Genomic DNA, 25090 nt, shown 5'->3' with positions numbered 1-25090 from the left:
AATTTATGACCCAGCGTTATAGTCCCACTGAGGAAACGCGCCCACCCCAGATCATTTACGCGCTCTACTTAGCGGGTCTAGTAACAGCCAATATTACACTGTTGATTGGCGTTATAGTCGCTTACGTGTATCGCAAAGAGGCAGCGCCGTGGTTGCAAGCGCACTACCGCTATTTGATCCGGACTTTTTGGATAGGCTGCCTCTACTTTATCGCCACCTTTACCCTTAGCTTAATGTTAGTAGGCACGCTGCTATGGCCACTATTAGCCGTGTGGCTTGGTGTCCGCTGTATTATTGGCTGGATCGCAGTGCGCAAGGGAGAGCCACCGGCTCGTCCTGGCAGTTGGCTCTGGTAACAACTAAGCTCCCCTACTCATCAATGTGTCGAGCGTATACATCATCTAATCGCTCGATATCATCTTCTCCTAAATAGCTGCCCGACTGGACTTCGATCAACTCCAAAGGGATTTTTCCAGGGTTCTCCAGCCGGTGTAGTGCGCCAATTGGGATATAGGTGGACTGGTTCTCACTGACAAGATAGGTCCGCTCGTCGACAGTGACTTGGGCGGTGCCACTCACGACGACCCAGTGTTCAGCACGGTGGTGATGACGCTGCAGCGAAAGCCGCCCTCCAGGTTTCACCGTGATGTGCTTCACTTGATAGCGCTCGCCACTATCCATAGCCTGAAAGCTTCCCCAAGGGCGATGAACTAACGGCGCAGCGTGGGGTTCACGTCGCCCCGCTTGAGTGAGTGATGCCACCAGTTGTTTAACCTGCTGAGCCTGATCGCGGTGGGCAACCAGCACGCTATCTGATGTTTCCACCACGATCAGATCTTCAACACCGAGCGTTGCCACCAGGCGGTGCTTAGCAATAACAAGCGAGCGTTGTGTATTGGTCAGGATCCCGTCACCGTTAACCACATTGCCTGCTTTGTCGGGCGTTTGCGCTGCCCATAATGCATCAAAGCTACCAATATCGCTCCATTGGGCATCCAACGGGACGACTGCCGCTCGGTCGCAGTGCTCCATGACAGCGTAGTCGATCGACTCCGCCGGAGATGAGCAAAATGCATTTTCACCCAAGCGTAAAAAATCCAAGTCACGCTGAGCGTCGTTAACAGCTTGTTGGCAGGCAGCCAGCATGGCTGGCTGCAGCCGTTCAAGTTGAGACAGGTAAGTGGAGGCTTGCAGTAAAAACATACCGCTATTCCACAGGGTATTGCCTGCCTCTAACAGATGCTGGGCACGCTCTGCGCTAGGTTTCTCGATAAATGATGAGATCTGGTGGCCATCGCCCAAAGGGCGGCCACAAGCAATGTAGCCATAGCCTGTTTCTGGATAGGCAGGCACTACGCCAAACGTAACGAGATACCCTTGGGCAGCAAGCGGTTCCGCGCAAGCGACGCTGTGAGTAAACGCTGCTAAATTGCCAATAACGTGATCTGCTGGAAGCACCAGCAGCAGTGGATCGTCACCCGCTTGGCGGGCTAGTAGCGCAGCGCAGGCAATTGCCGGTGCCGTGTTACGCCCTTCTGGCTCTAACACCAACGTTCCCGGTAGACCGCTCTCCCGTAACTGCTCCGCCATTAAGAACCGATGAGCATGGTGCCCCATCAATATAGGCGGCTGAGCATCTAACCCTGCCAAACGCGCAAGCGTTTGCTGCAGCAGGCTTTGGGAAGACGTTAACTTCAAGAACTGCTTTGGCATCTGCTCTCGTGAAAGTGGCCAAAGCCGCGTACCACTACCACCGCTAAGGATGACGGGCTGGATCATGGTGTCGCCCCTGTCGTTGACCAAGAAGAGGTTAATGCTGGCGTGCCAAAGTCTTGCTGTAGCCAATGACGCAGCTGGCTCATTTTCGCGGCTTCCTCAGGGCTTTCCAGTGACGGCAGCATGCCATCAATAAAACCACGTGCCTTAAAAGGTGCTAAGAGCTGGGGGTCACCGCTAATCACATGGACAGGCACCGCTGCACTGGCGTTGTCGCCGGTAATCAGCGGTGCCGCCTGATGATCTCCCAGTACAATCAATAGAGTATTGTCATCAACCACTCGCTCGGCCCAGCGCCCAGTGACCTTCACAGCGTAGTCTATCGACCAAGCGTAATGATCGCGAATGCGTTCAATATCCTGCCAGAGCACTTCTGGCGGATCGCCGGCCTCCTCCCAAGGGGCGAAAATACGCCCATCGCCAATCATCGACCAGTCTTCGAAAACGGGTAAAATTGGCGTCCATGGTGCGTGGCTAGAGATAAGTGCGAGTTGCGCGAATACCGGCGCCTCACCTAATAAGTGTCGTTGGGTGTAATCCAGCGTGAACTGATCGGGCATCGTGACCCAGTTCAGCGGTGGGCCTGCATAGGGTAAGTCTTTCGCTGCTGCAATCTCATCAAATCCGTAGGCCAGCCCTTCTGGCCAAGCCAATGTAATGGCAGGCATGACACTGAGCGTCCGCTGCCCAGTGCTACTAAAATCATTAATAAGCGTTGAATGATCGCTTTCCAGCATCAGCCGATACCATAGCTGATTATCAATCCAGCGTCCGCTTAGTGCCGTGGCATGGGCAAGCCAAGACTGACCTCCTCGAATAGGCGCTTCTAGCAACCCCGAAACAGCGTGTAGATCGCGCTGTCCCAAACGTTGCTGTATGTCATCTAGCGTAGGCAGTACGACATTGCTGTAGCGAGCATCATTAATGGCCGACACACCATAAGATTCAATAAACGTTAATAAGACGTTGCGCCCTAACAAACCAGGCAATGGTCTAGGCTCCAACGGTGTATCCTGTAACTGCTCGGTAAACGCCACTCTTGCCTGATGAGTCGCCACTACCTGTTCCCACTGAAAACGCGTGGTGTTAACAGCAGGCAGCGTTGATTTAGCAACTAAGCGCTTGCCATTAGCCTCGGAAACCGCGAAACCTGCTGCAGTGATCATGACGAAGATGGCTAAAGCACCTGGAGCACTCCTCACCGATAAAGGCTTAGCAGGCAGCAGCAACCGCAGCATCACCCATAAACTACCTAGCAGAGCCACAGTGCCCAGCAACATCAGGAAAGTTGCGGCGAGTTGACCTACATTACCTACTAGCAAATGGTAGATAGAGCGCACCAAGGGCACGTCCAGATAGAGGTTAAGTGATCGCCCAAACGCAGTGTGTGTCGCGGCATCACCTAGGTTGGCTGCCGATACCAAAGCAAGCCAGCCCACCAACAAAATAGCCAACCAGCGACGTAAGCTACCAGGGCGAATAAGCAGCATTACGGGGGCTATAAGCCATGCCTCCCAAGCAATTAGAGGAGAGCCAACCTCACCGAAACGCCACCAAAGCGGCAATACCAGTAGAAAGTTGAGCGTTATACATGTGAGTAGAAGACGAATCATCAGCGCTTCAACAGCATAGCAATCACCTAAACATTACACGCTTAATGGAGTTTAAAGCTTGCACACGACCATAAAAATCATATACCAATAGGCTTAATGGTATAACTTTTGTTGAAATATTTCATATACTGATCTTATGGTTACCACGTTGGCATGCAATCGAAAGGAACTCGCCCATGAGTGTTCGTACTGCAGCAAAATGGATGTTGTCATTTAACTGCCTGATCGCCTTTTCTGCGATTGCCAACGATGATGGTGTTTTTGACCACGTTATTGAGCGTGCCCAAACCCTGGCTGATGCGCCTTATCAACCCCCAAATGAGACGCTTCCCAGCGCTTTGAAGTCGTTAGATTACGACCTGTATCGACAAATCCGCTTTAATCCCGAACGCGCATACTGGCGCGATGAAAGCCCTTTTAGTATGCAGCTATTTCATAGCGGATTTATATTTCAAACCCCCGTCACAATTAATGTGGTCGAAAATGGTGACGTTGAACCACTCTCTTTCTCGGCAGATGACTTTCAGTACGATGGTGATTCCAACCGCTTGTTGGAGAATGACTTAACGGGCAGCGGACATGCAGGTTTTAGGCTGCACTACCCTATCAATAATGAGGATTATGCCGATGAATTTGCTGTTTTTCTTGGCGCAAGCTACTTCCGTCTAGTAGGACGCGACCAAGCCTACGGCCTTTCTACCCGCGGTCTTGCCATTGATACCGCACTAGCCAGTGGTGAAGAGTTCCCTGAATTTCGTGAATTCTGGCTTTATAAGCCTGATGAAGATTCTGACAGCATTACGCTACTCGCCCTCATGGATAGCCCATCACTAAGCGGTGCCTACCGCATTACGCTAACGCCGGGCGAGAGCACTGAGGCAGCTGTAGAAGCAACACTGTTTGCACGTTCTGATATAGCAAAGCTAGGGGTTGCCCCGCTCACCAGCATGTTCACCTTTGGGGAAGCCAGCACCGAACGAGCTGACGACTTTCGTCCTCAGGTACATGATTCTGATGGCTTGCTAATACACACGGGGTCCGACGAGTGGATTTGGCGGCCGTTGCAAAATCCCTCATCCGTACGCGTATCAACGTTTATAGATGATGCGCCCAATGGGTTTGGTTTAATGCAACGGGAGCGGGACTTTAGCCGCTACCTGGACCTTGAAGCCCACTACCATCGCCGCCCTAGCCAATGGGTCGAACCCCTTGCTGACTGGGGGCCAGGGCATGTAGAGCTCATCGAAATCCCCACGCCAGATGAGACTCACGACAATATAGTGGCTTATTGGGTGGCAGAGGAGGCGCTCACTGCTGGCGAATCACGCCATCTTCACTATCGAACGTTTACGCTCAATGAACAGCCCGAGGCTAATTCACTGGGCAAGGTTGTGCGCACCCGCCATGGCAGCGCAGCGGTTCCAGGTGAGGCCGACTCCCCCTCTGCTGATCAGCGCCAATTCATCGTCGATTTCCAGGGCGGCAAACTGGATGACCTGACCTCAAGCGAGCCAATCGAGCTGGACATCAGCGTGCTAAATGGCGAGGTATTACTACCTCAAGTCAAAACACTGCCCAACAACGGACAACGGGCCACTTTCCGATTGCCCCCCAGCAGCGAGCCCAGCGATATCCGGCTACGGCTGACGGTTGAAGGAGAGCCGATTACTGAAACCTGGAATTACGTGTGGTATCCCGATGCCTGATCTCCACGCGTTGCGGCCTTTGATGCCCTGGCTTAACGGTCGCCGAGTCTTCCTTGCTTTCACAGTGTTAGCCACCAGCATCGGTGGCTGTATCGCAATGGCGAAAGTCGTTGCCAACCTTGCCATTGGTTGGCAGCTCACCATGTTGATCCTATTTGCATTAACGTTTACTTGGATAGCGCTGGCTTTCTGGGGAGCACTGTGTGGCTTTGTGCTTTGTGCGCTACGTCGCGATCCACTCAGCTTACGTCGCCAAGCCATTGTGAACCCCAATGCCAGCCTGCTAGTCAGCCGCACCGCGCTAATAATGCCTATTTATGCAGAACCTCCCATCCCGACCATTGCAGGGCTAGAAGCAACGTGTCGTTCACTTCTCCAGCAAGCAGAAACGTATGGTGCAGGGACACCCAGTGCTATCAACAAACACTTTGAAGTGTTTGTATTGAGCGACACCCAAGATTCGGCCATGGCAGACATCGAAGCGGCCCATGTAGCTGCCTTGCAACAGCGCCTTGCCGGACAGATAGCCGTGCATTATCGGCGACGCCCTAATAATGACGGCCGAAAAGCTGGCAATATTGCAGAGTTTTGCCGCCGCTGGGGCCGCCACTATGACTACTTGGTGGTGCTAGATGCCGACAGCCTAATGAGTGGCGCTACACTGCTGCACTTAGTCCACCGGATGCAGCGCCAACCCAGCGTAGGACTTATTCAAACGGTGCCTATTCCCGTTGGCCAACGCACGCTATTTGGCCGTTTTACCCAGCTAGCCTCAGCACTTTACAGCCCGATGTTGGCAGCGGGCCAAAGCTTCTGGCAGGGTGATGCGGCAAATTACTGGGGCCACAATGCAATTATTCGCACACGCGCCTTTATGGCCCATGCAGGGTTACCTATCCTTTCAGGTAAGCCACCGCTGGGAGGGGAGCTATTAAGTCACGATTTCGTCGAAGCAGCTCTCCTAAAACGGGGCGGCTGGCAGGTGTTACTGGATACCTCTGCGACCACCACCGTATCTCGCCATGACCCTTACGCTAGCGCGTCACACAACAGCTTTGAAGCCATGCCAAGCAACATGCTCGACTTTGCCAAGCGCGATCGCCGCTGGCTACAGGGCAATCTGCAGCACTTACGCTTACTCACCGGCGCAGGGTTTCACCCGATTAGTCGGCTACACTTTTTATTTGGCGCGTTTGCCTACCTTTCTTCGCTTGTTTGGCTTGGGCTTCTACTCTGCACCAGCCTGATGGTGGGTTATCAAGCCATTGAGACCACCTCAAACCCGCCTCTGCCTGAAGCCCTCTCTTTGGGGCTGTTAAGCGTAACGCTGGGTATGTTGATTGCGCCCAAGCTGCTGGGTCTATTATTGACGTTCTGGCAATGTCCCCATGCGTATGGTGGGCGACTCAAGCTTGTCACCAGCACGCTATTGGAAATTCTGTTTGCTGCATTGATTGCACCACTGATGATGGCGTGGCACAGCTTATTTATCGTTAACGTGCTGATTGGCCGGGCCATTGACTGGCAAACTCAACACCGGGGAGAGCGTTCGCTAAGCTGGCGAGAGACATGGCACCACACTGGGTGGATGACGCTGTGTGGTATTGCTTGGGCAGGCACGATGATGCTTTTTTCACCCTCTGCGTTTGGTTGGTTAACCCCCGCATGGCTGGGGCTGATTGGAGCCGCTCCACTGGTGAAATATTCCAGCAGTGCCACTTGGGGAGGCCTCGTTAGCCGCAAGTTCGGCTTACTGCAAACGCCGAGTTCAGCACAACAACCACCTCTTTTGGAGGACTTTGCCGCGTTAGAAAGCCGTAGCCATCAATCCAGTGCCACCTTATCTCGCCCGTCGCTAACACTTTCTCTAGCGCTTCCCCAGGAACAGCCAGGCGATATGCCCTGCCAATCGTTTCGCTATCACATTCAAACAGCAACCAAACATGCCCCACCCGTTAAGGAGCCTTACTAATGCCTTCTGCTTTTTTCCATCGGCTCCGCAGTACCAGCGGTATGGCGCGTTCACTGTTTATTTACTGGCGGCCAGGAAGGCAAAGGGGTCTGAAGCAGTTATATCGTCCGTTTATTCAACCGGGCGATATCGCTTTTGATATTGGCGCTCACTTAGGCGACCGTAGTGCCGCCTTCCACGCGCTAGGTGCTAAGGTAGTGGCATTAGAGCCACAGCCAGCACTGGCCAAATGGTTTAAACGGATACTTAATCAGCCTAACATCACGCTCTTACCACTGGCCGCTGGACCGCAGCCCGGCTATGCGGATATCGCTATCAGTGTTAGCAACCCGACCCTCTCTACCCTAGCGACCGAATGGCGACATCAGGTGGGCGAACGCAACCCTGGCTTTCAGCACGTGCAGTGGGAACAGCAGTTAAGAGTGGAAGTCACTACACTGGATCAACTGATCGCCACTTACGGCGAACCAAGCTTTATAAAAATTGATGTTGAAGGGTTTGAAGCAGAAGTACTGATGGGGCTTAACCACCCGGTAGCAGCGCTTTCGGTAGAGTTTGTTGCGGGCGTGTTAGAGGTCAGCCATTCCTGCGTTGACCAGCTGTGCCGCCTTGGTGACTACCGTTTCAATGCAATTGCCGGTGAGCAGCGCCACTTCCGCTGGTCAACCTGGCAATCCCCTGAAACCATTACCCAGTGGCTCAACGATGGCGTTGACGGCTTAGCCTCTGGGGATCTCTACGCCTGCCGCGCCGACCATCCGCTGTTAAACGCATCCGCATAATTCTTCAAAATCTATTTCCAAACACAGCTTTTAAAACAAGAGAACCTACATGATTTATCACTGGCAAACCCTCACCGCTCCCCAGCTCGCCTCGATTGCCGAAGGTGATCCAGTCGCAGTGATCACCTTGGGGGCCATTGAGCAGCACGGTACGCACCTGCCATTGGGCACCGACCTGATCATTGGAGAAGGGTTACAAGCCGCCATGTTAGACATGATTGACCCAGCACTCGACGTGCTGTGTCTGCCAGCAATTGCCGTCGGTGCGAGCGACGAACACGCCAGCTTTGCTGGAACGCTTAGCCTACCCGCTCCACTAGCCATCGCGACATTAGAGGCTTACGGCGAAAGCATTGCCCAGGCAGGTATAAAAAAGCTGGTGTTGATTAATAGCCACGGCGGCAATAAAGCCGTGATGGACCTTGCCGCGCTGACACTACGCAAGCAATTTGCAATGCGCGTAGTGAAAGCCACTTATACACGCCTTCCGCCACTGGAAGGTGCTATCAATGCCGATGAGCTGCGCTACGGGTTGCATGGCGGGCTGCTGGAAACCGCCATCATGCTGCATTTAGCACCTGAATTTGTGCAGCTCGACAGCTATCAGCCCACACCACCGGCAATGCCTAAAGGTGGCGCACTAGTGAGCCCAGAGGGTAGCGCAGCATTTGCCTGGCTTGCCGAGGACTTAAGTAGGTTCGGCGTTGCCGGTGATGCAACGGAGGCTAATCAAGCATTAGGTGAACGGTTAGTCAGGCACTACGCCTCTCAGCTAGCGCAGGTGGTGGCCGAAACCGCCCACCTGCCACCGCTTATCACTGGTAAAACGCCAGATTAACGCCCACGACCTTCAAGCACTTCGTCTAAGAAATGCCCTGCTCGGTTGGCTTTGGCGCTTAGGTAGCGGTGATTGTGATCAGTCACACTGCCGTAGAGCGCCTGACGTGAGACGACCTCAATCCCCCCTTCACGCAGCGCTGCCATTTTTAGCGGGTTGTTGGTCAACAGCTGAACTTTATCGATCCCTAGCGCATTGAGCATATCCACCGCGACCGCGTACTGCCGCTCGTCGTCGCCAAACCCTAGCACTTGGTCGGCATCGACGGTGTCTAAACCGCCATCTTGCAAGGTGTAGGCACGCAGTTTATTGGCTAAGCCAATTCCCCGCCCCTCTTGTGCCAAATAAAGCAGCACGCCGCCACCCATCGCTTGAATATCGGCCACTGCATTACGCAACTGTTCGCCACAGTCACAGCGCAGGCTGCCGAACAGGTCACCAGTGAGGCAAGCCGAGTGCATACGCAAAGGAACCGCCCTAGGGATAGAAGCCAAATCGCCAATCATCACGGCCACATGCTCTCGCAGGCCATCAGGTTCACGAAACAGCACGAAGCGACTCTCAGGCGCATCTTCAAGAGGAATACGCGCTTCACTGACACGCTTTAGCATCCCCGGCGCACCGGCTAAACACTTCTCTGCATCGCGGGCATTAACTTCTAACAGCTCGCCTTTTGATAACTGCTGAGCAATATGCTCGGCTGATGTCGCACTTACCTCTGCGCACAGCGCCGCCGGTATCAATAGCGCACGACGCATAAGTGCCACAGCGCCTCTCTCTCCCACGCCAGCAGGCTTCAGGCCGCTTAACAGCGAATGAGCCTTCGACGCTTCATTGGACACAGCAAGGTGATGCAAATCACGCTCACTGATTTGCTCGGTGAGCGGTAAGCAGGCCGCATCCGCCTTAAGCGACATGCCCATTGCCTGCAAGCGATGACGCGTTAATACTAGTGCTGGCCGAGAGCCGGAGAGTTTCGCCAGTGAATCGACCGACACACTGCCTTCAAGAGCCTGTACCAACAGACGTTGCTCTCCGGTATTAATTACCACGGGCAGTCCACGGCGAATATCGAAAATAGCGCGTTCAATGTGATACATGTAGGCCTCCAAGTTGCCGGTTGGGGCAGACAACGTTTGCTTGCGTCGGGCAACATGGCCCCGCATGATGAGTTGCTGTTTTTTGAGTGGAGATACCATGCCTAGCACCAATGAAGTGACGATCGATACCGACCAAGCGTGGGCATGGTTGTTGGACACTAAGCAGGGCATCAGAAGTGACGTCACAATGACGCTTGATACCCATGGTTGGCACTCTTCTGCCCCTGTTACAAGCGCCGCGCAGGAGCTGTTGACGTGTTTGCTGCCACTGGTGCGTCATTCGAGCTGGGTGGTTGCCCAACTGGGGCAAAGCCTGGATGGGCGCATCGCTACGGAAAGCGGTCACTCCCACTACATCAATGGCGTTGAAAGTTTGGTGCACCTGCACCGACTGCGTGCGCTGGCCGATGCCGTGGTGATCGGCGCAGGCACGGCGAGTGCTGATAATCCTCAGCTCACCGTGCGCCGCGTAACGGGGAAGCACCCTACCCGAGTGGTGATTGACCCACGAGGGCGCGTACCAGCTGATTTGGCGCTGTTTACCACGCCTACCGCACCCACGCTGCACCTCACCGGGCCAGAGGTAACGGTGGCGCCAACGGCCGCCGAACACTGCGTGCTGCCGCTGGATACCAATGGTCAGTTCCGCCCTGCCGACGTTATTACCTGGCTGGCAGATCGTGGACTTACGCGGGTATTGGTAGAAGGCGGCGGCGTCACTGTTTCGCAGTTCATTGAAGCGAACGCGGTTGACCGCCTGCATTTGCTGGTTGCGCCACTGATTATCGGTTCCGGCAGGCCTGGGCTGCAGATGACGCCCATCGACACCCTTGAGAGTGCGTTGCGCCCGACGATGCGCTCTTTCCGGTGCGGGGACGACACGCTCTTCGACGTAGTGCTGAGCGGGCGTACTGCCTGACGCAGCACTGGATGGCGGAGAACTGGATGGCGGAGAACTGGATTGCATAGCACGTGTTCGCGAGGCCAGCGCCACCCAAATGCCTGGCAGGCTAGAAATCAGCACTAACACACCATAAGCCAGTGATATCGCCACACCTTGCGCCGAAGGCAAGCCAACAAACATCCAAATGCCTGCGGCGGCGCCTTCCCGCAACCCCCACCCGGCAATCGAAAGGGGCACCAGCATGGCAAGCAGCAACACTGGAGCCAACGCTAAAATATCTAAGGTCGCCAGCTCCACGCCGATTGCCCGAGCCGCACAGACCATTACCAGGCCATAGCTAAGCACAATAGCAAGAGAAGAGACCAGTTGCCGTGGCCATACGTCACGCTGCAGTAGCCCGCGACGCATATCCTGCCCTAATGCAGCGCACCAAGCGGGTAGCGTTACCGCCGAACGCCGCAACCAGATCATCAGCGTCACACCGGCCACCATCACGATAACCGCTACGCTCGCCACTACCATCAAGCCACTGAAGCCCAGTGCCATAAGCCAGAGTGGTGACGTGAACAAGGCGATTAGTGTGTAAAGTGCAATCGCCAGTTGCCCAGAGGCACGCTCAATCACCACCGCACGCCAAGCACTTCCCTTCGAAGAAGACTGACGGGCATGGCGATGGGCACGCCCCGCATCACCCAACACACCGCCAGGCAACAACTGGTTAACCAACAACGCTAAGTAGTACTCCCGCAGTGCATAACGGTAGCACAGCGGCACGTCGATTAAGCCTGCCGTCAATTGCCATCGCCACGCGCTCAGCATCACTTGCAGCACACTGATAAGTAGTGCGAGGGCCATCCAGCCCGGCGCAAAACGCTGCACTTCTGCCATTACCGCGTCTGGCTCTACCCACAGGGCAACAGCGGCCAGCAGCCCTAAGCTCACTAACCCTTTTTGCACCCACGGGGTTCTCAGCCAGCGCCAGCGTCGCATGGGGTTAGCCCTCGTCCGCTGGCAGCGCCAGCAAGTCGCGGTGGCCCACCCAAATACCGATCTCGCCTTTGGCTACCTGACGTAAGCGTTCATCGCTCCAATGGGCAATCCGTGACGCCGCTTCTGGAGCCTGTTCGATAGCAGCGCTCGCCCATCCTTCAATCAACGCGCACATTAAGGGGTACTGCGCTGGCTTACCCGCCGCCAATCGCCACGGCGTTTCAGCCTCGTTAACACGATAACCGTAGTCAGCCATCGCTTTAACTAGCGCGCTGTGAGCATCGCCGCCTAATGCATCGCCTAAGCCCTTATCCCGACGCTGGTGCGCGTTGAACAGCTCACTGATCCAGCGATCATCAAGGCCGTTCAGAGGTTGCTGCTGGGCATTGGTAAAGTACCATTCGCCAGTAATGCTTAGAGTGATAAGAAGCGCTTGGCGATGTTTAGCACACTGTGCAGCCAAGGCATCAATCCACTCTTGAGATACTAAATCGATCAGCGCAGATGCCGTCACTACGTCGCAGTGCGTAAGTGCTGGGTGATCAAGCTGCTTAAGGGAAACACAGTGGGTTTCGACCTGGAGCGGCTCACCTTTACCCGTGTTCAATTGCCCGGTTCGCGAGTAGGATTGATTAAGTAAGGCAGAATCATGGTCAATCAGCATCCAGCGCTGGGCATGGTGCAAGCGAGGCGCAAGAAACTGGCTATTACTTCCCCGTCCACAGCCTAAATCCGCCAGTATCACTGGCGAGGAAGCTTCTACTCGCGGCGCGAGTTCTTCTGACTTAGATAGCTCGGCTCTCCGCTGATGTTCTGATAACCAGCTCGCTAACGCCTCCACCAACGCTTGGCTGCGCGAACTGGCATCGACGCTTTCACGCAGCGATAGCCAATCCGCGGTAAATTGGCTTCCTGCCAACAATGTCGAAGGTTGCTGCAGCGCATTGGCAAACGCCTCCCCTGCAGCCTGCCAGTCACCCAAGCGGGCACGTGCAACGGCGGCGCCTGCACGTCGTTCAGTACGTAGTGCCTCATCCTGGCAGAAAGCCGCCAGCGCACTCGACAGCGCCTCAACATCCCCCGGTGCTACGCTGATGCCAGCCCCTTTGGGTAAGGTATCCTGCAGCGCACCGCCGGTGGTGGTGATAACCGGTAAGCCATGGGCTAGCGCTTCAGTTACCACCATGCCATAGCCTTCATACCAAGAAGGCAACACCAGTGCATGGGCATTCTGATACGCGGCTTCCAGGGTCACTGCATCACATTCGCCGTGAAGCGTTACCCAATCGCCAAGTTGATGGTTGTCGATCAATGTTTGAACGCGATCCGTAAACGCAGCATCACGAGCACCGCCAAAGCAGTCGCATCGCCAGTGTCCACGCTCAACACCTGCCAAGGCTTGAACCAAAATATCCTGCCCTTTACGCGGGGTCAGCGTTGCCACGCATAGCAGGCGGATAGGTTCGTTGGGTTGCGCCGCGGGGCTGACCGGGGCACGTTCAACCCCAGGTTCCACCACGCTGATAGAGGCACTAAATGGCAACGCGTGCTGTTCCGCCAATGCCCTTACGCGACGCTCAGTAAAACGGCTGGTCACAATCACTCTATTCACGTGCGCCAGCCCACGTAATTCACTACGGTGAAAACGCTGCTGTTCTGTGTCACTCAAGCCCTGCTCATCGCCCAACGGATGATGCAGCAGCGCTGTGATATCCAGGCGCTCAGCGTGGACAGCCACTACCTCTGGCAGCGCCCCCATGGCCAGGCCGTCGATAATGACCCGCGCATGGTCCTGCAACGCGGAAAGCGTATCGGAGAGCGACTGGGCGGCCTCATCATCGGCATCAGGAAAACGCCCTGCCAACCCCACCACATTGATAACCAGCCCACGCGCGCGCAGTGCAGCGACAATATGGGCGTCGTAAATATACCCACCGGTACGCTGGTCTGGATCGCCAGCCACTATCAAGGTAAATGGCTGACTCATAGCGCCCCTTCATAGCTTGCCCACGCCACATGAGATTCATGCAGCTTGATCTCCATGTGCGTCAGCCCCTGAGCGGTGGTGCCCATTTTTCCTGCTTTAATGGCAGCCGCCAGCTGGTCAAAAATCACCTTGGCCATAAATTCCGTGGTGGTGTTTTTACCGCCAAACTCGCTTACCTCATCAAGGTTGCGATAGTTGTAATCCGCCAGCACCTCTTTAACCGTCTCACTAGCCAAACCGATATCAATCACTAGACCATCCTGGTCAAGTTCAGGGCGCTGAAACACCACGTCTACTACATAGGTGGCACCGTGGGTGCGCTGGGCAGGGCCGAATATTTCCCCATTAAAACTGTGGGCAATCATAAAATGGTCACGAACGCATAAACGATACATAGACACTCCTGTCGTATTAACCAGACCTTTTTAGCGAGGTCGTTCTAACTAATTCGCACTTAATTAAGCCGCATTAATTAAGCGGGTAATGGATAACGAATTCGATGGCAAAGCGCTGTGCTACCTGGCCCAAACAGAGCAGGCGCTAGCGTTGGAAAATCGGCAAAATCGCTCTCACCGCTGATCAGTGCATCTAACCGCTGGTCGGTGAGTAAGCGTAAAGCGAGCGCTAAACGGCGGCGATAATTCCAGCGCGGCTGCAACTTGGCAGGCAATTGCCCAACCTGGCTGGCACGAAGCGTTAAACGCTGGGAGTGAAAAGCGCCACCGAGCGGCAGCGACACATCGCCTTCGCCAAACCAGCTCATTTCAATCACGCGGCCTTCATTGCCCAACAAGCCCATAGCCAGCCTCAGACCATCCGGCTGACCGCTAGCGTGAATCACGCAATCTTGGTCGGTGGGTGCCTGTTCCGGCGTACAGAAAGGAATGCCTAAATGCACTGCCAAAGCTTCTCGCTCAGGATTAATGTCGATCAGGCGTACTTCTACACCTGGAATTTGCGCACACAGATACGCCACCAGTACACCGACGACGCCAGCGCCCACCACACACACACGCTCGCCAAGCATGGGGTTAGCATCCCACACACCGTTAATGGCAGTTTCCATATTGGCGGTTAGCACGGCACGGTAAGCGGGCACATCGTCGGGGAGCGCTAAAACAGCGTCGACAGGCACGACGTAGTAGTCCTGGTGCGGAAAAAGGCAAAAAACGGTTTTATTAAATAAATGATCAGGCCCCTGCTCCACATAGCCAATGTTGCAGTAGCCATATTTCACAGGAGTAGGAAACTCCCCCGCTTGAAAGGGGGCGCGCATACGCGAATATTCACTTTCCGGCACCCGCGCGTTAAACACGAGCGATTCAGTGCCGCGGCTAACACCGCTGTATAGGGCACGAATCAGGACCTCATTTTCAGCGGGTGACGCTAGTGGCTCCTGCTTGAGCTCACCATGCGTAGGGCGGGTCACCCAAAAAGCCGTAGCGGTATCAGGCGGCAACATGACATTTCCTTATGGTTTAAGCGCTTCATCCATCCTTACAGCGTAGCCTAGAAAGCGAAGCGGTTGCTTAACCCATGTAAGCGTGAAGATGATTTAAAACAAATGTATCCACATCATGGACAACCATACCTTCTTATACAAGAATGGTACATAGGAAATAATTTGCACACTTTAATTCAACCGCGGACCATTAAGCCGCTCTGCGAGTAAGCATGCCCTCTTTCTCCAACACCTCCAGCATCTCTTTACCCAAGCGGCTTTACACCTTGGCTGAGATAGCGCTGGCTAGCTTATTGCTCGTAGGCTTGGGCGCGATGCTGCCGGGATTAGTCGCCAGCGCTGCAAATTGGTGGTTGGCAGCTGGCTTCTACGTCGTGATGGGCGCACTGGTGGTAAGTTTTTGGCCCCATGGCCCGCTCGGTTGGGCAAACCGGGTAACGCTTGGGCGCGGCATACTCGTCGCCATCGTGGCAGGGGCGCTGGCAGCGAATGCTTTTACCAACGCGATTTGGCTATGGCTAGCGGTCGCTGTTATCGCGCTATTACTGGACGGTGTGGATGGATGGATTGCTAGACGCACAAAGACTCATACCCCGTTCGGTGCGCGCTTTGATATGGAACTGGATGCAGTATTAATCCTGATACTCTGCATCGGATTATTGCAGAGCGAACATCTAGGCGCTTGGGTACTACTCATTGGCGGCATGCGTTATTTGTTCATCGCCGCCAGCTGGCCTTTTCCGTGGTTAAAAGCACCGCTCTTTGACAGCTTCCGCCGTAAAGCAGTGTGCGTGTGGCAGGTTGTTGCATTGCTGCTGGCGTTAACGCCACTCACCTCTCCTCTTGCTGCCAGCCTGCTCGCACTGAGTGCGTTAGTCACACTCAGCTACTCATTTGGCTTCGATGTGTGGTGGCTGTTTAAGCAGCACAAATGCCAAACCTCCTCTGCCGCTGATTGAAGAAAAACGATAATGACATCTAAAAATATAATCGTGAAATAAAAGTCGTATTTAATTTTCTTTTTAAGAATATTAAATACGACATAGGATTAGAAACAGCTCGCTATGTACTGCCGCCGATTATTGCACGCTTTAAACAGACATTCCCCAAGGTGCATCTAGAGCTTCATTAGTGTAACCCTGAGAAGATCTTCTCACTGTTAAAGGAGGAGTGATCAACCTACCGACCTTCCTTATAAAGACTATTTTTATATCTGAACATCATCAATATAAAAATCAATAAATAAACAAACTATTTAAGCTCAAAAAGCCAACAAAATCAGCTAACAGACACATTGTTAGCCAAGGCTATATTTATTCGTTATAACTAACTTTATTTTTTATTGACCAACTTGTTATCAAAGTAAAACCTGATAGGATTCAGCGCTATTCAAACCCTACTTTTATCACTCGAGCATCTTGTTTCACACCTTTAGTCTCATTAAACGAGCCCTTCTATCATGACACCTGTTGCCCTGCTTTTTTTAGCGGTTTCCATGTCAGCGGATGCGTTTGCGGCATCCATCAGCAAAGGGGCAGAGCTGCGCAAGCCCCGCTTCCGACACGCGGTAGGCATTGGTTTAATATTCGGCATTATCGAGGCCATCACCCCGGTACTCGGCTGGGTGGCTGGCAAGGCTTCTCAGCAGTACGTAGAAACCTGGGACCACTGGGTCGCGTTTACGCTACTGACCATTATCGGCCTGCACATGATAGTCGAAGGGCTGAAGAAAGAAGAAAAAGTAGAGCATCGCAAACAAACCCTGTGGCTGCTGGTACTAACCGCCACTGCCACCAGTCTAGACGCCATGGCCGTGGGCGCAAGCCTTGCGTTTATTGATGTGAACATCATTACCACCAGTCTCGCCATTGGCCTTGCTACTACGGTGATGGCTTCCATGGGAACGCTGCTAGGCCATAAATTTGGCAAATACGTAGGCCACTGGGCAGAACTCGCAGGTGGCGTTGTATTGATTGGGATTGGCGTGATGGTGGTGGTAGAGCATACGGTGTTGATGTGACCTCCCCATCGATAATATAAATACTCCCTCGACGACTTAAACACTAACTTAACAGTGGTCGGTGGCGATGGTCTTACATGCCTCCTGGCCCGACGTCACCCCCAGATTGAGTAGCGCTACACTTTAGAGTCCGACCCTATGCTAAGGAGATAGACATGCAGACGATTGAGCTAGGCGGAGACAGCGTACCCCGTATCGGCCAGGGCACCTGGCATATGGGCGAGGATGCCGGGCAGCGCCAAGCTGAAATCAAGGCGCTGCGTGAAGGCCTGGAACTGGGCATGACACTGATTGATACCGCTGAGATGTATGCCGAGGGCGGCGCTGAAGAAATTGTTGGCCAAGCGATCCGTGACCGGCGCGATCAGGTGTATCTGGTCAGCAAGGTTTACCCGCACAACGCCAGCGCCAAAGGAGTTCAGGCTGCCTGCGAGCGCAGCCTACGCCAATTGGGCACCGATACGATTGATCTCTACCTGCTGCACTGGCGCGGACAGTACCCGTTAAGCGAAACCGTGGAAGCGTTTGAGCGGCTGCGCGAGCAAGGCAAGATTCTGCGTTGGGGCGTATCGAACTTTGACGTTGACGACCTAGCGGAGCTAGACGCGCCAGCGTGCGCCACCAACCAGGTGCTCTATAACCCCGAAGCACGCGGCATTGAATACGATCTGCTGCCCTGGCAGGCGCAACACAACATGCCGCTGATGGCTTACTGCCCCATTGGTCAAGGTGGCGCGCTGCTGCGTAACGCCACCCTACAACGCATCGCTGACAAACACAGCGCCACCCCCGCGCAAATCGCCCTTGCCTGGGCACTGCGCCACCCCAGTGTGATTGCCATCCCGAAAGCCGTGAGCCTGGATCACCTCAAACAGAACGCCTACGCAGATAGCATCAGGCTCGACGAAGATGATCTGGCACAGGTAGACGCCGCTTACGCGCCACCAGTACGTAAACAGGGTTTAATGATGGTGTGACCAAGCGTGAACCTTTCGAAGGTGGTGGTAAACTAGCCCCCAAAGATAGACTCGCGAGTTAATGCAGAGCGTTGCGGCAATTTTGGAGCCGCGAGGCGGTGGAAAAACGGTCCGGCAACAGCGGCTGGTTATGCATTATTCGTAGTGGCTCCATAGCCTGAGGACTTTCACTACTTGCTCGTCTTCTAGCACTTGGTAGACCAGACGATGCTGAATATTAATGCGGCGTGAATAGGCGCCCGCAAGATCACCTATGGGCTTCTCAAACGGGGGTGGCTTGCGGTACGGATCTTCTGCAACTAGGGCCAACAACTCTTGGGCTTTTGGCTTGAGGCCGCTTGAAGCCAGCTTCTTTGCGTCTTTCTGGGCTTGTTTGGTGTAAACCAACGTCCATGTCACCAGTTCAGCTCCTCATCGCATTCATCCACGGAGGTATCCATTCCCTCACGAATAGACTCCCGCATACCCGGTACGGAGAGCAGGTAAAGCGTTTCCTGAATGGCGGACCAGTCTTCCTCGGAAACCAGGACGGCTTTGTTCCGCTTACCCATGATGACGATGGGTTGGTGGGACTCGGCAGTCTCGTCAATCAACCGATAAAGGTTGCTCCGCGCCTCCGTTGCTGTGATTCCGGTCATGACGTACCTCTTGCGTGTTTAATATTTTATCAATTGTACGCCCTTTAGCACGTACGTCAAAACGAACGTTACGAATAACGCTTCAATCAGCCGACGCGTTAGCGGTCGGTTGCATTGATTTGTTATGGATTACGATCTTCGGGTTTTGACTCTCAAAGTACTTTAAATCCGATGGCTCTAAGTCAGTTTCCAGAAGCTCCTGAAGTTCCTTGTTAATTGGATAGAACCCACCATTAAGATATCCAAATCCACCCAAATATATTTCTTCTTTGTTAACAGACGAAGGAGTTACCGAATAGCAATACCCTTCGAAGCTAAATGGATGCATCATTCTTAGTACTTTTACGATGCTAGCGAAGTCCATTTCTTCACTAAATGATAAGACGTTGGCTTTTAGTTTTTTGTTTGTATTTGCTTTCCCGAAAATATGATCTATCGGAATTTCATTTTTCTTTAACTCACGCCTAATATCCTGAAAATCAGGGAGTAAATCACACAATGCAACTCCCCAGGGGTGCCAAGGACTTTCTGAAAGGCTTTCTTCGGGCTGTTTGTGTGTTGATGCAATAGCTTCTTTTTCTATTCTTACAACTTCAGATCGCAAGTCTGAAACCAGCGAAATTAATTCATCGTCCTTAGACAAAGTTACATATTCGCTTGTAGATTTATCCAAGTATTTAGAGTAGTACGAATCTTCTTGAAGCTCTGGCCTGAATTTGGTTTGTAGGAGAAAAATAGCGCCTATAAAAAGAGGAACATTGCAAATAGCCGCTATAATAAGCGTAGCTTTTAGCCATACTGGTTCATTAAATGCCGATGACGTGGCTAGAAGCGATCCATTTACAAGCACTAGACCGACTAGCCATGCAGCCAATAGCTGAATGGGTTTTGTAACTTTATGTGGATATATTTTTTGGTTTTCCATAGTCTCAACTTATTGTCTCCCATAACGCTCCACTCACCGGAATTTTAGGAGCGAAGCGAGTAAAATTTCCGAGTGCAGTGGCTTGTTATGTGTTTTCTGCGTATTTGATAGTCAATTCGTCTTCTAAATCAAAAATTGTCAATGCGTGTTTTATCTTCTCAAATTTTCCAATATTGTCTATGTTCCCTTCAATGAAATATGTGTCGTTTATTGGAACTGCTTGTCTTGGATTTCCTTCTTTTGGATTCTTGGTTAATGTAATTTTTTCTGCCAGATCAGTTGTGAAAAATGTCTCTGGTTGCAATTCAAAAAGCTGCTTAAACACTTCCGTGTACAATTTGGCGACTTGATTAACTTCAATTTTTTGGTCAAAGAAAACTGCATACTCTAACTTTTTATGTTTTGGATCTTCTGCTTCAAAAATATTCACCTCGTTGTTTTCTTCTATTTCTTCTATTTCAATGGCTGGTAGTCGCCAAATCTTTATGAAGCGTTCAGCAAGAAGGTCAAAACGTCTTTCAATTTCTGTTTTATCCCACTTTTCGGCAATTGATAAATATTTGTTTAGCCATAAACGACTGTCTTTATATCCTGCGTTTCCTAAATCTCTTTTAAATACAAATGGTTTGTTTCCAAGTTTTCCGTTATTACCCGATAAAGTCAAATTACCAATTGTATTCAAATAGGTTTCTTTGATTAAACTGTATTCATCTGCTCCTAAATCCACTTTCCATTTTGGGTCAGGATTTTGTGGGAAAATATGTTCTATGGTTATATCTGTGTTACCCTCAATTATTACTGGTTCGTTATTTTCAAAATTCTCAAGTCGCTCAAGTAGGTAAGTTCTGTTTTTTGATTTTATGTTGTAAACATCTTTTAGTTTAAGGCTTTCAATAACTTCCTTGTTTTTTGGAAAACGTTGTGAGCCCGGTCTTTTAAGTAGCCATTTTTGCAAGGTCAACAAATAATCGTTTTTATCCACTTTTTCGTAAAGCGTCATAAATATTTTATTCAGTGCGTTTGTTGGCAAACCAACAATAAATCTTCTCCAAGCAAAGGATTGTATGAAATCCATAACTTTTATAAATGTGGCTTTGTCAATTACGTTTTCTGAATAGTCTTCATAGACTTTCATTAAAAAGGGATAAGCCACATTTATTTCAAGTCTGTTTATATATTCAAGCTGTAATCTTATTTCTTTGTCCGTCTCGTTCTTTGGATTGAGAAGTTTATTGTAAAACTTAACAAGCGATTTTATTGGCGAAAGATTGGCTTCTAATTCTTGTAAATCAGTTGTTGGAAACTTTGCTTTAAACTCCAAATAAACTTTGCTTTTATTCGGAATTTTGTTGTTTACTAAAGTCAAATAATCTCTTATAAAATCAGAAACTTTGCTTGTATTCAAGGTTTCATCTTTTGCAAGTTTCTCAATGATCTCCCAATAATTGTTATAAATCTTATTTTGCTCTCTGCGATTAAGACCCATTAAAATATAGTTTCTAATCAAGTCTGCTTGTGATAACTCAAGACCTGTCGAGTTTAAACTCTCAAAAATTCTTTGTGGGTCGTCTTTCTCTCGGTCGAGCGAGATTTCAACAAACATCAGTTTTGCAAGTCCTTTCAATACGAACTCCAAATTTTCTTCAGTTATCCGACTATTGAAGTAGTTGAAATTGTCTATCACTTTTGAGAAGTCGCTAAATTCTTCGTCCTTATCACTTCTCAAAAGGTATTTTATGGCTTTGTCGTTATTTTCAGTTGGTCGAAGTTTTAGCTTTTCTTCTTCGGGTGCAAACTTGTTAGTCAGATAGGTTTCAGTAATTTCTGCCTCAAGTCCTTTGTCTCCAATTTCAATTGCCAAACGATAAAGAGCCAAATATATTAATGTCAATGTGGTCAATCTTTGTTGACCGTCTATTACGGTTAACTCCTTGATTCGTGAAGACGTGTAAACATCATCGTGAACATAAACAACGCTACCAATAAAGTGAGCATTCATTTTGCAACTTGTTCCAACTTCCAAAATGTCGTCAAAAAGTTGTTTGCATTGACTTGTCGACCAATCGTAATTTCTCTGATAAACAGGAATTACAAATTGGGTTTTATTTGAAGATAAAAAGTCTTCTACTTTTGTTTCGTTTGCTTTCACTTTCTATTTCCTGTTTTCAGCATATAACAGTGATTATACGCCTCGCTACAAACCCCCAATAAACGCGACGGCACATTCATTGGGGTTTTGTAGCCGCTCAATTTGACTCTACCCTATTGATTCCCAAGAGAGCAAAGCCAATTTTGGCAGTCTATCCGAAATTCGCGTGCTTGCGTGTGCCCCTTGCATCTCTTCTCTCCTCCTCCTAGACTGCTTGGCACTAACTGCTTGACGGGGTGCCGGTGAATCCGGCTGAGATGGCGCAGGGCGTATCCACTTGATACTGCCAAAGCGCTGGTCCCGCTGAACCTGATCCGGCTAATGCGCTGCTCCTATGACGAGCGCGCGGGTACCGGCGTAGGGATCAAGCGATGGCCTCGGCTTAGCTTCACGCCACCTTCTGCGCCATTCCCTCGATCTCAACCGCCCACCTTCCGGATCATCACTACCGGAGGCACCATGGGCTACCGCTTTGCTGATCTTACTAATGCCTGCCATGACGACTGGCGCGCCTATATTGAGCACGATTTTGTCCGCCAGTTGGGTACCGCCGCGCTACCAGAAGCATCGTTTCGCCACTATTTGAAACAGGATTACCTGTTTTTGATTCACTTCGCCCGCGCCTACGCGTTGGCCGCCTATAAAAGCCCTACGCTGGCTGACCTGCGCCAAGCCCATGAAGGTTTAAAAGCCATTGTGGATGTGGAGCTGGGCCTGCACGTTGGCTTTTGCCAGGAGTGGGGGATTTCCGAGCAAGAGCTGGCGGAGCTTCCCGAAGCCAGAGCCACCTTGGCGTATACCCGCTACGTATTAGACACCGGCAATCGCGGCGACCTGCTCGATTTACATGTAGCGCTGGCCCCTTGCCTAGTGGGCTACGGAGAAATTGCCAACTGGCTGAACGCTCAGCCTTCTACCCTACGCGGCAGCCAAAACCCTTTTGATGCTTGGATAGCGATGTACGAAAGCGAGGAGTTTCAGGCCGCCATGCAGGCTGAGCTTGAATGGCTCAACGCCCGCCTGGCCGATGTTACCCCCGCCCGCTTTGCCGAGCTGAGCAAGATCTTCCGCGACGCTACGCGTCTGGAAATCGACTTCTGGCAGATGGGTCTAGATCTGATAGACAGCGATCTAACAGACAAAAGTCTCACCCATTAAGCCAACACAACAACCATAATCAACAACGAAGGAAGACGACCGTCATGACGAAGACTTTAGAAACTAAAACTTTAAAAGCTAAGACCTCAAAAACTGAGACCGTAACAAGTAGAACCAGCCATTTTTTAGCAGAAACCGCCCAAGTCGATGCCGCCGCCATTCAACCGCTGCCCGCCTCGCGCAAGGTGTACGTTGAAGGCTCACGACCCGATATCCGCGTGCCGTTTCGGGAAATCACTCTATCGCCCACTAAAACCAGCAGCATTGATGAAGAGAACCCGCCGCTGCTGGTGTACGACACCTCTGGCCCTTACACCGACCCAGCCGCCAACAACGATTTACGCAAAGGCCTACCCGCCCTGCGCCGCGCCTGGATTGAAGAGCGCAACGATACTGAGTTCCTTGACGGCCCCACCAGTGAGTACGGCAATCGCCGCGCTAACGACCCAACGCTTGCTCAGTTGCGTTTTGATTTAACGCGCACCCCGCGCCGAGCAAAACCAGGTAAGAATGTCACCCAACTGCACTATGCGCGCCAGGGCATTATTACTCCTGAAATGGAATTTATTGCCATCCGCGAGAACCAGCGCCGCCAAACGTTAGGCACCGCTGAAGTGGAGCGTATTCTTGGCCACCAGCACCCTGGCCAGAGCTTTGGTGCAAAATTGCCGGAAGAGATCACGCCGGAATTTGTGCGCGACGAAGTCGCCCGTGGCCGCGCGATCATCCCCAACAATATCAACCACCCAGAATCCGAGCCGATGATTATTGGCCGTAACTTCCTGGTGAAGATTAACGGCAACCTGGGTAACTCGGCAGTTACCTCGTCGATTGAAGAAGAAGTCGACAAAATGACCTGGGGTATCCGCTGGGGATCGGACACCATCATGGACCTTTCCACTGGCCAGAATATTCACGAGACCCGTGAGTGGATTATCCGCAACTCGCCGGTGCCGATTGGTACAGTGCCGATCTATCAAGCGCTTGAGAAGGTCAACGGCATTGCCGAAAACCTGACCTGGGAAGTGTTCCGCGACACCTTGATTGAACAAGCTGAACAGGGCGTGGATTACTTCACCATTCACGCGGGCGTGCTGTTGCGCTATGTGCCAATGACTGCCAACCGGGTGACCGGCATTGTCAGCCGTGGCGGTTCCATTATGGCCAAATGGTGTCTGTATCATCACCAGGAAAGTTTCCTGTATACCCACTTCGAAGAGATCTGTGAGATCTGCAAGCAGTACGACGTAGCGTTTTCGTTGGGCGACGGTCTGCGCCCCGGCTCAGTCGCCGATGCCAACGACGAAGCACAGTTCGCTGAGCTGGAGACCCTGGGTGAGCTGACGAAGATTGCCTGGAAACACGACGTTCAGGTGATGATCGAGGGCCCTGGCCATGTGCCCATGCACCTGATTAAAGAGAACATGGATAAGCAGCTTGAGGCGTGCCATGAGGCACCTTTCTATACCCTCGGCCCACTGACCACCGATATCGCCCCCGGCTACGACCACATTACCTCGGGCATCGGTGCGGCCATGATCGGCTGGTTTGGCTGTGCAATGCTCTGCTATGTGACACCGAAAGAGCATTTGGGTCTGCCAAATAAAGATGACGTCAAAACCGGCATCATCACCTACAAGATTGCCGCTCACGCAGCAGACTTGGCCAAGGGCCACCCGGCAGCACAACGTCGCGATAACGCGCTTTCCAAGGCACGCTTTGAATTCCGCTGGGAAGACCAATTCAATCTGGGGCTAGACCCGGACACCGCCCGTGAATTCCACGATGAAACCCTGCCGAAGGACTCCGCCAAAGTGGCCCACTTCTGCTCCATGTGTGGGCCGAAGTTCTGCTCCATGAAGATCAGCCAGGAAGTACGCGATACCTATCGGGACCGCGCGCCGGAAAATACCGCTGAAAGCGATTCCGAGGCAGTCAAACGTGGCATGCAGGAGCAAGCGGAGAAGTTCCGCCGCGAAGGCAGCGAGCTATATCAGGAAGTTTAAAATAGCAGCCTGTAAGTTTCGCTAATAACGAGTGGCTCTTGGGTCTTACACGACTTCAAGAGCCATTTTTTAATCAAGGAGAGGTTA

Annotated in this window: 21 protein-coding genes, 1 pseudogene and 1 riboswitch; of the genes and pseudogenes, 11 read left to right on the top strand and 11 right to left on the bottom strand. The window is 52.0% G+C overall.

The genetic code is table 11. From position 1 onward, the window contains the following. The first annotated feature begins 5 nt into the window (after positions 1 to 5). On the top strand, positions 6 to 356 hold the full coding sequence (locus J4377_RS04765) for a DUF4870 domain-containing protein (protein WP_038482235.1): 351 nt from the start codon (positions 6 to 8) through the stop codon (positions 354 to 356). 13 nt (positions 357 to 369) lie between these two features. On the opposite strand, the gene J4377_RS04760 is transcribed toward J4377_RS04765, so the two are convergent. Both J4377_RS04760 and J4377_RS04755 read right to left on the bottom strand, forming a co-directional pair. After that, complete coding sequence (locus tag J4377_RS04760) at positions 370 to 1779, bottom strand: mannose-1-phosphate guanylyltransferase/mannose-6-phosphate isomerase (protein WP_253487148.1); 1410 nt, start codon at positions 1777 to 1779, stop codon at positions 370 to 372. Continuing rightward, positions 1776 to 3389 (bottom strand): alkaline phosphatase, encoded by a 1614-nt coding sequence (locus J4377_RS04755; protein WP_253487146.1) that lies wholly within the window; start codon positions 3387 to 3389, stop codon positions 1776 to 1778. The genes J4377_RS04760 and J4377_RS04755 overlap by 4 nt, the downstream gene beginning before the upstream one ends. Positions 3390 to 3565: 176 nt before the next feature. Here J4377_RS04755 and J4377_RS04750 point away from each other — a divergent pair, with 176 nt between their 5' ends. Genes J4377_RS04750 through J4377_RS04735 form a run of 4 tightly spaced genes read left to right on the top strand, consistent with a single transcriptional unit; the run spans position 3566 to position 8687 of the window. Further along, positions 3566 to 5095: a glucan biosynthesis protein gene (locus tag J4377_RS04750; protein ID WP_198348473.1), complete on the top strand. Its 1530-nt coding sequence runs from the start codon at positions 3566 to 3568 to the stop codon at positions 5093 to 5095. Next, positions 5088 to 7067 (top strand): glucans biosynthesis glucosyltransferase MdoH, encoded by a 1980-nt coding sequence (gene mdoH / locus J4377_RS04745; protein ID WP_253487144.1) that lies wholly within the window; start codon positions 5088 to 5090, stop codon positions 7065 to 7067. The genes J4377_RS04750 and mdoH overlap by 8 nt, the downstream gene beginning before the upstream one ends. Then, positions 7067 to 7849: an FkbM family methyltransferase gene (locus J4377_RS04740; protein WP_198348475.1), complete on the top strand. Its 783-nt coding sequence runs from the start codon at positions 7067 to 7069 to the stop codon at positions 7847 to 7849. Before mdoH ends, J4377_RS04740 begins: the two co-directional genes overlap by 1 nt. Before the next feature lie 49 nt (positions 7850 to 7898). Beyond that, entirely contained in the window at positions 7899 to 8687 is a 789-nt protein-coding gene (locus J4377_RS04735; protein WP_198348476.1) for a creatininase family protein, read from the top strand. On the opposite strand, the gene ribA is transcribed toward J4377_RS04735, so the two are convergent. Further along, on the bottom strand, positions 8684 to 9787 hold the full coding sequence (gene ribA / locus J4377_RS04730) for a GTP cyclohydrolase II RibA (RefSeq protein WP_253487142.1): 1104 nt from the start codon (positions 9785 to 9787) through the stop codon (positions 8684 to 8686). The two genes, J4377_RS04735 and ribA, sit on opposite strands and share 4 nt — an antisense overlap. A gap of 64 nt (positions 9788 to 9851) precedes the next feature. Between ribA and J4377_RS04725 the strand changes: the two genes are divergently transcribed. After that, a complete protein-coding gene (locus tag J4377_RS04725; RefSeq protein ID WP_370687201.1) occupies positions 9852 to 10706 on the top strand; it encodes a RibD family protein in 855 nt (284 codons plus the stop codon). A gap of 108 nt (positions 10707 to 10814) precedes the next feature. Here the strand turns inward: J4377_RS04725 and J4377_RS04720 are convergent. The 4 genes and pseudogenes from J4377_RS04720 to J4377_RS04705 form a co-directional block, all read right to left on the bottom strand. Next, a pseudogene (locus tag J4377_RS04720) lies at positions 10815 to 11681 on the bottom strand (lysylphosphatidylglycerol synthase transmembrane domain-containing protein); the annotation flags it as partial. A gap of 4 nt (positions 11682 to 11685) precedes the next feature. After that, the gene (locus J4377_RS04715) at positions 11686 to 13668 is read right to left on the bottom strand and encodes a glycosyltransferase (RefSeq protein ID WP_253487140.1); all 1983 of its coding nucleotides are present in this window, start codon (positions 13666 to 13668) and stop codon (positions 11686 to 11688) included. Continuing rightward, entirely contained in the window at positions 13665 to 14063 is a 399-nt protein-coding gene (locus J4377_RS04710; RefSeq protein ID WP_198348479.1) for a 6-carboxytetrahydropterin synthase, read from the bottom strand. The genes J4377_RS04715 and J4377_RS04710 overlap by 4 nt, the downstream gene beginning before the upstream one ends. A gap of 77 nt (positions 14064 to 14140) precedes the next feature. Then, entirely contained in the window at positions 14141 to 15130 is a 990-nt protein-coding gene (locus tag J4377_RS04705; protein ID WP_253487132.1) for a zinc-binding alcohol dehydrogenase, read from the bottom strand. A 212-nt stretch (positions 15131 to 15342) separates the two neighbouring features. On the opposite strand from J4377_RS04705, the gene J4377_RS04700 reads away from it, so the two are divergent. The 3 genes from J4377_RS04700 (at position 15343) to J4377_RS04690 (ending at position 18127) form a co-directional block, all read left to right on the top strand. Then, complete coding sequence (locus J4377_RS04700) at positions 15343 to 16089, top strand: CDP-alcohol phosphatidyltransferase family protein (protein ID WP_253487130.1); 747 nt, start codon at positions 15343 to 15345, stop codon at positions 16087 to 16089. Positions 16090 to 16589: 500 nt separating this feature from the next. After that, positions 16590 to 17150, top strand: a complete 561-nt coding sequence (locus tag J4377_RS04695; protein ID WP_095602488.1) for a manganese efflux pump MntP family protein — start codon at positions 16590 to 16592, stop codon at positions 17148 to 17150. A gap of 155 nt (positions 17151 to 17305) precedes the next feature. After that, positions 17306 to 18127, top strand: coding sequence for an aldo/keto reductase (locus J4377_RS04690; RefSeq protein ID WP_253487129.1), 822 nt, complete (start codon positions 17306 to 17308; stop codon positions 18125 to 18127). A 135-nt stretch (positions 18128 to 18262) separates the two neighbouring features. On the opposite strand, the gene J4377_RS04685 is transcribed toward J4377_RS04690, so the two are convergent. The 4 genes from J4377_RS04685 to J4377_RS04670 all read right to left on the bottom strand — a co-directional run bounded on the left by J4377_RS04685 (position 18263) and on the right by J4377_RS04670 (position 21839). Next, positions 18263 to 18526 carry a Txe/YoeB family addiction module toxin gene (locus J4377_RS04685; RefSeq protein WP_253487127.1) on the bottom strand — a complete coding sequence of 88 codons (264 nt, stop codon included), beginning with the start codon at positions 18524 to 18526 and terminating at the stop codon, positions 18263 to 18265. After that, on the bottom strand, positions 18523 to 18765 hold the full coding sequence (locus tag J4377_RS04680; RefSeq protein ID WP_120385562.1) for a type II toxin-antitoxin system Phd/YefM family antitoxin: 243 nt from the start codon (positions 18763 to 18765) through the stop codon (positions 18523 to 18525). The genes J4377_RS04685 and J4377_RS04680 overlap by 4 nt, the downstream gene beginning before the upstream one ends. An 82-nt stretch (positions 18766 to 18847) precedes the next feature. Then, positions 18848 to 19690: a hypothetical protein gene (locus J4377_RS04675; RefSeq protein ID WP_253487119.1), complete on the bottom strand. Its 843-nt coding sequence runs from the start codon at positions 19688 to 19690 to the stop codon at positions 18848 to 18850. 85 nt (positions 19691 to 19775) lie between these two features. Then, complete coding sequence (locus J4377_RS04670) at positions 19776 to 21839, bottom strand: DUF262 domain-containing protein (protein ID WP_253487111.1); 2064 nt, start codon at positions 21837 to 21839, stop codon at positions 19776 to 19778. Between the two features lie 222 nt (positions 21840 to 22061). Beyond that, positions 22062 to 22220: riboswitch (TPP riboswitch) on the top strand. Positions 22221 to 22298: 78 nt separating this feature from the next. Between J4377_RS04670 and tenA the strand changes: the two genes are divergently transcribed. Together tenA and thiC are read left to right on the top strand one after the other, a co-directional pair. Continuing rightward, positions 22299 to 22997, top strand: a complete 699-nt coding sequence (tenA, locus tag J4377_RS04665) for a thiaminase II (RefSeq protein ID WP_253487104.1) — start codon at positions 22299 to 22301, stop codon at positions 22995 to 22997. A 44-nt stretch (positions 22998 to 23041) separates the two neighbouring features. Continuing rightward, entirely contained in the window at positions 23042 to 25003 is a 1962-nt protein-coding gene (gene thiC, locus J4377_RS04660) for a phosphomethylpyrimidine synthase ThiC (RefSeq protein WP_253487102.1), read from the top strand. Positions 25004 to 25090: the final 87 nt, after the last annotated feature.

The organism is Halomonas sp. XH26 (genome assembly GCF_024138895.1).
Lineage (GTDB): Bacteria > Pseudomonadota > Gammaproteobacteria > Pseudomonadales > Halomonadaceae > Vreelandella > Vreelandella alkaliphila.
The sequence above is the reverse complement of the archived record's forward strand: the minus strand, read 5'-3'. Positions and strand labels throughout refer to the sequence as shown.

Bases quoted from the DNA above. Each gene is read 5' to 3' on its own strand.
- J4377_RS04740 (WP_198348475.1), top strand. From the start codon at position 7,067: ATGCCTTCTGCTTTTTTCCATCGGCTCCGCAGTACCAGCGGTATGGCG.
- J4377_RS04700 (WP_253487130.1), top strand. From the start codon at position 15,343: ATGCCCTCTTTCTCCAACACCTCCAGCATCTCTTTACCCAAGCGGCTT.
- J4377_RS04735 (WP_198348476.1), top strand. From the start codon at position 7,899: ATGATTTATCACTGGCAAACCCTCACCGCTCCCCAGCTCGCCTCGATT.
- J4377_RS04760 (WP_253487148.1), bottom strand. From the start codon at position 1,779: ATGATCCAGCCCGTCATCCTTAGCGGTGGTAGTGGTACGCGGCTTTGG.
- J4377_RS04725 (WP_370687201.1), top strand. From the start codon at position 9,852: ATGATGAGTTGCTGTTTTTTGAGTGGAGATACCATGCCTAGCACCAAT.
- J4377_RS04750 (WP_198348473.1), top strand. From the start codon at position 3,566: ATGAGTGTTCGTACTGCAGCAAAATGGATGTTGTCATTTAACTGCCTG.
- J4377_RS04765 (WP_038482235.1), top strand. From the start codon at position 6: ATGACCCAGCGTTATAGTCCCACTGAGGAAACGCGCCCACCCCAGATC.
- ribA (WP_253487142.1), bottom strand. From the start codon at position 9,787: ATGTATCACATTGAACGCGCTATTTTCGATATTCGCCGTGGACTGCCC.
- J4377_RS04680 (WP_120385562.1), bottom strand. From the start codon at position 18,765: ATGACCGGAATCACAGCAACGGAGGCGCGGAGCAACCTTTATCGGTTG.
- J4377_RS04715 (WP_253487140.1), bottom strand. From the start codon at position 13,668: ATGAGTCAGCCATTTACCTTGATAGTGGCTGGCGATCCAGACCAGCGT.
- J4377_RS04695 (WP_095602488.1), top strand. From the start codon at position 16,590: ATGACACCTGTTGCCCTGCTTTTTTTAGCGGTTTCCATGTCAGCGGAT.
- J4377_RS04710 (WP_198348479.1), bottom strand. From the start codon at position 14,063: ATGTATCGTTTATGCGTTCGTGACCATTTTATGATTGCCCACAGTTTT.
- J4377_RS04705 (WP_253487132.1), bottom strand. From the start codon at position 15,130: ATGTTGCCGCCTGATACCGCTACGGCTTTTTGGGTGACCCGCCCTACG.
- mdoH (WP_253487144.1), top strand. From the start codon at position 5,088: ATGCCTGATCTCCACGCGTTGCGGCCTTTGATGCCCTGGCTTAACGGT.
- J4377_RS04675 (WP_253487119.1), bottom strand. From the start codon at position 19,690: ATGGAAAACCAAAAAATATATCCACATAAAGTTACAAAACCCATTCAG.
- tenA (WP_253487104.1), top strand. From the start codon at position 22,299: ATGGGCTACCGCTTTGCTGATCTTACTAATGCCTGCCATGACGACTGG.
- J4377_RS04690 (WP_253487129.1), top strand. From the start codon at position 17,306: ATGCAGACGATTGAGCTAGGCGGAGACAGCGTACCCCGTATCGGCCAG.
- thiC (WP_253487102.1), top strand. From the start codon at position 23,042: ATGACGAAGACTTTAGAAACTAAAACTTTAAAAGCTAAGACCTCAAAA.
- J4377_RS04755 (WP_253487146.1), bottom strand. From the start codon at position 3,389: ATGATTCGTCTTCTACTCACATGTATAACGCTCAACTTTCTACTGGTA.